The 4,664-nt window shown below is 72.2% G+C and carries 5 protein-coding genes and 2 pseudogenes; 4 read left to right on the forward strand and 3 right to left on the reverse strand.

The features are described from left to right. Together AB8Z75_RS31755 and AB8Z75_RS31760 are read right to left on the reverse strand one after the other, a co-directional pair. The coding region (locus tag AB8Z75_RS31755) for a GNAT family N-acetyltransferase (RefSeq protein ID WP_369208088.1) at positions 1 to 372 on the reverse strand (372 nt) is incomplete at its 3' end. A gap of 153 nt (positions 373 to 525) precedes the next feature. After that, complete coding sequence (locus tag AB8Z75_RS31760; RefSeq protein ID WP_369208080.1) at positions 526 to 990, reverse strand: MarR family winged helix-turn-helix transcriptional regulator; 465 nt, start codon at positions 988 to 990, stop codon at positions 526 to 528. Positions 991 to 1,084: 94 nt separating this feature from the next. Between AB8Z75_RS31760 and AB8Z75_RS31765 the strand changes: the two genes are divergently transcribed. Beyond that, positions 1,085 to 1,309: a hypothetical protein gene (locus tag AB8Z75_RS31765; RefSeq protein WP_369208082.1), complete on the forward strand. Its 225-nt coding sequence runs from the start codon at positions 1,085 to 1,087 to the stop codon at positions 1,307 to 1,309. Positions 1,310 to 1,327: 18 nt separating this feature from the next. Beyond that, positions 1,328 to 2,545, forward strand: a pseudogene (locus AB8Z75_RS31770) (MFS transporter); the annotation flags it as partial. A gap of 288 nt (positions 2,546 to 2,833) precedes the next feature. Here the strand turns inward: AB8Z75_RS31770 and AB8Z75_RS31775 are convergent. Next, positions 2,834 to 3,394: a DUF2269 domain-containing protein gene (locus AB8Z75_RS31775; RefSeq protein ID WP_369208084.1), complete on the reverse strand. Its 561-nt coding sequence runs from the start codon at positions 3,392 to 3,394 to the stop codon at positions 2,834 to 2,836. Positions 3,395 to 3,527: 133 nt separating this feature from the next. Between AB8Z75_RS31775 and AB8Z75_RS31780 the strand changes: the two genes are divergently transcribed. Together AB8Z75_RS31780 and AB8Z75_RS31785 are read left to right on the forward strand one after the other, a co-directional pair. Further along, positions 3,528 to 4,238, forward strand: coding sequence for an HAD family hydrolase (locus AB8Z75_RS31780; protein ID WP_369208086.1), 711 nt, complete (start codon positions 3,528 to 3,530; stop codon positions 4,236 to 4,238). Positions 4,239 to 4,448: 210 nt separating this feature from the next. Next, a pseudogene (locus tag AB8Z75_RS31785) lies at positions 4,449 to 4,664 on the forward strand (flavohemoprotein); the annotation flags it as partial.

Genomic DNA, 4,664 nt, shown 5'->3' on the forward strand with positions numbered 1-4,664 from the left:
GTGTGAGGCCTCGAAGCCGAGCCGTTCGTAGAAGCGGTGCGCGTCGACGCGGGTGGCGTCGGAGGTGAGCTGCACCAGGACACAGCCCTGGCGACGTGCCTCGGCGATGGCCCACTCGATGAGCCAGGTGCCGAGCCCCTCGCCCCGCGCGTCGGCGTGGATGCGTACGGCCTCGATCAGCGCGCGCGAGGCCCCGCGGCGGGACAGGCCGGGGATCACGGTCAGGTGCAGCGTGCCGACCGCCTCACCGTCGCGTTCGGCGACGACGAGGTGCTGCTGCGGGTCGGGGTCGATGCGGTGGAACGCGGCGCGGTAGGGGGCGAGGTCGGCCGGCGTCTCGCGGCCGGCCCCGAGAGGATCGTCGGCGAGCATCGCGACGAGCGCGGGAAGGTCCTCGGCGGTTGCCCTGCGCACGGTGAACCCCGCGTCGGGCGACTCGGTGGGTGACTCGGCGGGCGCGGCCGAACCGGTGGATGCGGTGGTCATCCTCCGCACTTTACGCCCCGTGCGGCGCCGGTCGCCCGGTTACGCCGGTGCCGGAGCGAGTTCGCGGACGGCGGCGACCAGGGGGGCGAGTTCGGGCCGCTCCTCGGCGGAGCTGAGGGCTTGTCCGAGCGCCGCGTCGTGGGTGGGGCGGGCGGCTTCGAGGAGGGCGTGGCCCTCTTCCGTGACGTCCGTGTAGATGCCGCGCCGGTCGTCGGGGCACAGGTAGCGGCGCAGCAGACCGCGGTCTTCGAGCCGGGTGACGAGCCGGGTGGTCGCGCTCTGGCTCAGGACGACGGCTTCGGCCAGGTGGTGCATGCGGAAGTGGCCGCCGTCCCCGTCGTGCTGTGTGCTCAGGACGTTCAGCAGGGAGAACTCGCGGACGCTCAGCTCGTGTCCGGCCTGGAGGGCCCGCTCGATGTGTGTCTCGATGCGGCCGTGCAGCGCGGAGAGCGCGCACCAGCCGTGTACGGGGCCCGGGTCGGGGCGGTGTGGCGCGCGGGACATCGGGGCTCCTCTCCTCGCCCCCAGCGTAGGCCATGCCGCAAAAGCCCGCGTGTGCAAGTAGTCAGTAGCTCGTCTGCCCATGGTGCGTCTGCCCATGGTGCGCCTGCGCATGGTGCGCCTGCGCATGGCGCGCCTGCACCCGATGTGCCTGCACGCGGCGCGCCTGCTCGCGGCGCGCCTGCTCTTGATGCGCCTGCACCTGACGCGCCTGCGACATGGCGCGCCTGCTCTCGATGCACCTGCACTCGATGCGCACGCAACAATGCCGGTTGCGGTTATAAAGCGTGTGCAATTAATGTATGCGCATGTAACCGTCTGACGCATGGAAGGCTGGCTCATGCCTCTCGCCCTGCTGGCGCTCGCCGTCGGCGCCTTCGGCATCGGGACGACCGAGTTCGTGATCATGGGCCTGCTGCCCGAGGTCGCCGCCGAGTACGAGGTCTCCATCCCCACCGCCGGATACCTGGCCTCCGGCTACGCGCTCGGCGTCCTGCTGGGCGCACCCGTCCTCGCGATCCTCGGCGCCCGCACCTCGCGCAAACGGATGCTGATGCTCCTGATGGGGCTGTTCATCCTCGGCAACCTCGTCTCCGCACTCGCGCCCACCTTCGGCGCGATGCTCGCGGGGCGGGTGATCGCCTCCCTCGCCCATGGCGCGTTCTTCGGCATCGGCTCGATCGTCGCGGCGGGCCTGGTGGCCCCGCACCGCAAGGCCGCGGCGATCTCGCTGATGTTCACCGGACTGACTCTGGCCAACGTCATCGGCGTACCCCTGGGCACGCTGCTGGGGCAGCAGGCGGGCTGGCGGGTCACGTTCGCGGCCGTCGCGGGACTCGGCGTGCTGGGGCTGGCCGGCGTCGCCGCGCTGGTGCCGCGGGACGGTTCCGGCGCCCCCGTGGATGCCGCCGGTTCCGGCGGCTCCGGTACTTCCGCTGGGGCCGGGGCTCGCGGTGCGACACCCGCCGGGTCGCGCGGCCGTCTCCGTGGCGAGCTGGCCGCCTTCCGCAACGCGCAGGTGCTGCTCGCCATGGGGATGACAGTGCTCGGTTTCGGCGGGGTCTTCGCCGCCCTCACCTACATCGCGCCGATGATGACGCAAGCCGCCGGGTACGCCGACACCTCGGTCACCTGGCTGCTCGTCCTCTTCGGCGTCGGCATGGTGGCGGGGAATCTGGTCGGCGGCCGGTTCGCGGACCGCGCCCTGCTGCCGATGCTGTTCACCGCGCTGATCGCGCTGGCCGGCACGCTGGCGCTGTTCACCGTCACCGCGCACGACAAGGTGGCCGCGGCCGTCACCCTCGTCCTCGTCGGCGCGTTCGGGTTCGCGACCGTGCCGCCGTTGCAGAAGCGGGTGCTCGACCAGACAGCGGGTGCCCCCACCCTGGCCTCGGCCATGAACATCGGCGCTTTCAACCTCGGCAACGCGCTGGCGACGTGGCTCGGCGGCCTGGTCCTCGACGCGGGCTTCGGCCCCACCTCGCCCAATCTGGCCGGTGCCGGACTGGCGGTGGGCGCCCTGATACTGGCGACGACCTCCGCCCTGCTGGAACGGCGCGACCGCGCCGACCGAGTCGGTGCGAGCCGCGGCGGCGACCGCAGCGAGCGGGGCGAACGGGACGAGCGGGGCGAACGGGACGAGCGAGTCGAGCGGGACGAGCAGAACGAGCAGGATGAGCGGGAGGCTCGGGGTGAGCGGGACGGTTGCGAAACGTCGCGGCAGGTGGCGCCGACTTGCGGGCCCGCCGCGGGCGGCGACGCGCGGTCGGTGCCGGCGCCCTCGGTGGTAGGGGCCGGCTCCACCACGGGCACCGGCCCTGCCGGCGAGACGCCGGGCACCGGAGGCTCAGCCGTCTCGGCGCGCTCTTCCGCCGGTTCCCGCCAGGACTGAGGGCGCCGCGCGGCGCGCGGGGGCGGCAGCCCGGTGGCGCCGCCCCCGCGCCGTCGGCCCCCACGGCTTGAGGACGGAGATCACCGTCATGAAGACGTATGCGCTCAGGGAGACGGCCGGCGGGATCACCAGCTCGTACGGCAGGACGGGCCGCCCCGCCAGCACATCGGCCACCGTGCTGTCGATCCGTACGCGGAAGGCCAGCACGCTCGCCAGCGCGGCGGCGGTGGTGAGCCAGAACTTGACCCCCACCCACCAGTGCCGCGCCAGCCCCCACGGGGTGCCCAGGCCGAGGAGGGCCCCGGTGCCCAGGGTGAGCAGGGCGAGCGGGCCGACGAGCCAGTCGCCGCACACCTTCATGGAACGGTAGGAGGCCTCCGCCACCGTCTCCGATCCGGTGAGCGCCGCGGTGAGGCCGAGCGCCAGCAGGCACACGGTCACGCCCAGCCAGCCGGCCGAGGCGCAGACATGGAGAGCGAGGGTACCCCTGCGGGCACGTCGGGTCAGTCGCCGCATACCGCCGAGTCTGTGTCGGGCGGGCCTTGGCGGGCGTCTGACGGCGGGAGTATCCGCGGCTACTCGCGGCCGAGTACGGCAAGGCTCGCCTCCACGTGCGGCACGCCGGGGGCGGACTCGTACGATCGCGGGTATGGACCCGGCTGAGCACCTGAGCGCGCGACCGGCGCCGGGACGACGGCGCCCCCGACTCCACCTCTTCGACCTCGACGGCACCCTGCTGTACGGCTCTGCGGCAGCCGTCGAGATCGCGCAGCAGCTCGGCGTCGAACGCGAGATCCGCGCACTGGAAGGCGCCTTCGCGCGGCGCGAGCTGACTCCGCCGCAGTTCGCCGCGCGGGCGTGCGCGCTGTGGGCGGAGCTGACCGACGAGATCGTCGAGGCGGCCTTCGCGGGCGCCCCGTGGCTGGCGGGCATCCGGGAGGTCTGGGAACAGATCAGGGCGAACGGGGAGCACTGCGCGGTGATTTCCCTCTCCCCGGATTTTTTTGTGCGGCGACTACGGGATTGGGGGGCCGACGCTACGCACGGTTCACGGTGGCCGGAGGTTCCCCGCGCAATGCCGAACGGAAGTACGAGGTATCCCACACGGCCCGTGGATCCCGCCGGGATTCTCTCTCCGTCCTCGAAGGTGAAGATCGCGCAGGAACTCTGTGCCCAATTCGGGGTGGCGCCCCGCGACTGCGTGGCCTACGGCGACTCCCTCTCCGACGCCGAACTGTTCGCCACCGTACCCGTCTCGGTCGCGGTAAACGCCGATCAGCACGTGCGCTCCCTCGCTTCGTACCACTATGCGGGACGTGATCTTCGCGAGGCGTACGGGCTGGTTCCACTGCCACGGTAATTCACTTCGGTGTTCCGAATGGCGGAATGCGCCGGAACCGCGAACGGGGGTTGTGGAGCGAAGCCTTCACGGTATGGTCGGGTCCCTCCCGCATCGTGCTGGAGAACTGCGAAGGTTTCCACGCGCGATGTTCACAGGGGGCGGATTGCCGAAACTTTCGGAACGCGGATGGGCACGCAACATCCGGTAGATGTACAAGGCGAGGCGAGCATGACCACCATGTCGGGCAGCGACGGTGCGTCCGCCGGTGGCAGCGGCGCGCGGGGCTGGTTCACGCCCCCGCCGTCCGATGCCGCACCCGCGGAGCACACCGCGCCGACCAACGACGGCACCACGCCGGCAGCGCCCGGAGCGGCAGCGCCGGCCCAGCAGGGACCGCCCACCCAACAGGGATCACCCGCCCAGCAGGGACCACCGGCCCAGCAG

Origin of the sequence: Streptomyces sp. PU-14G (genome assembly GCF_041028275.1) — a bacterium.
GTDB lineage: Bacteria > Actinomycetota > Actinomycetes > Streptomycetales > Streptomycetaceae > Streptomyces.